Consider the following 1,605-nt stretch of genomic DNA (forward strand, 5'->3'; position numbering starts at 1 on the left):
ACCGATGCCAAGGTAATCAGTTTCACAAAAGCAAGTCACCAGGATAAACCTACGCCAGAGCTGCTGGCACGTTATACGCAGCGTTACGCTTGGGGATTGATCCACGAGCTTCTGGATTTCTCTCTGGTAGCCAAAGACTGGGAGAAACTCGGGCGTTCCAAACTGATCGACAAAGACGAGAAAAATGCCTTTTTATCAATTTACGAACAAGGCAGCCAGATCCTTCAGCACGAAATCTTTAAAGTGGCCAGGAATTTTATCGCAAAAGAATTTTCGAAAATAAGCACCGATGAAAATCCCGCAAATGAAAGTGCTTTTATGGAACGTTTGCAGAAGGCATCTGATTATTTCGTTCCAAAACTGGAACAGCTCATTACCTTAATGGCAAGAATTGTGGCCATCAACTTTTATAATGATACCCACTCTGACAAACTCCTTACGCTATTAAACGACTGTAAAGATGCACTCCAGATAAAACTGGCTTTATTTAAAATTTCGTGGAATCCATTTTCAATTAAAGATTATATCCATACTTTGCACGCCGCGGGCAATAAACAGCCAGAGAAAAAACCAGTTAAATCGAGCATCAAGCCAAAAGAGGTTTCCAATCCACAGGTTTATAAAAATCTGGTCGAATGGCGCAAAACAATCGCGCTGCAACGGGGTACCCAAGATTATGCGGTACTTTCAGACTTAGCACTACTTTCCATTGCAGAAAAAATGCCCAGAACTACCGATCAACTGGCAGCACTTAAAAGCGTGGGAATTGGCAATGCAAAAGAACTTGGCCAGCAAATTACCCGCATTGTAAACGCCCATTTGGGTACAAGTGAGTTATTTTAAATGATCTAAGCATTTATTGCCTTTACAATAAAGAAAATATTTAAAAGAAGGTAAACAGTTAAAAGCGAGATGGAGTAAAACCGGTCAAACCTTTCGGCTTTTTTCTCATCTCCTCTTTTGATCATTTTTAAAGAAAAGGCTGTTAATATGATAACGATTAAAATAAACACCAACGTAATTCCGTGCAGCGTATCTACCAGGGTAAAAGTAGTCGATTCGGGAAGTGAACCATCAATAATGTATTTATTACCGATTACAGCAAAAAGAGAGCCTACACTTAAGCCAAAGCGCGAGTCGATGCTATCGGCATGGATATAAAAGCACATATACGCAATGAAAAAAGCAATATACATGCCTAAAAACATCTTCCAGAACAGGCCAAAAGCATCTCTACTAATCCCGATCCTCACCTTATAACTACTATATTCTGTTCTTGGCACTTTTATACTTGGATCGCCAAAAGCCGTTTCATAAATTTTATTGGCTGCAGAAGTTTTTAAACTGTCGATATTCCACCCGCGTAGGGTAAACCGGGGATCAAACTGTTTACCTAAAGTATCAGGAACAAATACCAAGCTTGCTGAGTCAAATTGTGAATTCTCTACAGAAAGCTTCAACAATTGATGGTCGAATGGAAAATTATTGATCGACCAAGAATCTTTCATTACACACTGCAACTTCATTAGCATATATACTTCATTACCACTGCTATCTATAGTTGAAAATGATTTGCTAATCGTTTTGGCCTGCGGTATCTCCAGG

2 protein-coding genes are annotated in these 1,605 nt (G+C 39.5%); one reads left to right on the forward strand and one right to left on the reverse strand.

Annotation, left to right across the window (positions count from 1 at the left end; genetic code table 11):
* The coding region (locus tag AC1DND_RS27535; RefSeq protein ID WP_477585999.1) for an HRDC domain-containing protein at nt 1-843 on the forward strand (843 nt) is incomplete at its 5' end.
* A 5-nt stretch (nt 844-848) separates the two neighbouring features.
* On the opposite strand, the gene AC1DND_RS27540 is transcribed toward AC1DND_RS27535, so the two are convergent.
* The coding region (locus AC1DND_RS27540; protein ID WP_477586001.1) for a ligand-gated ion channel at nt 849-1,605 on the reverse strand (757 nt) is incomplete at its 5' end.

The sequence above is a fragment of the Pedobacter sp. 01N416 genome (assembly GCF_056399685.1).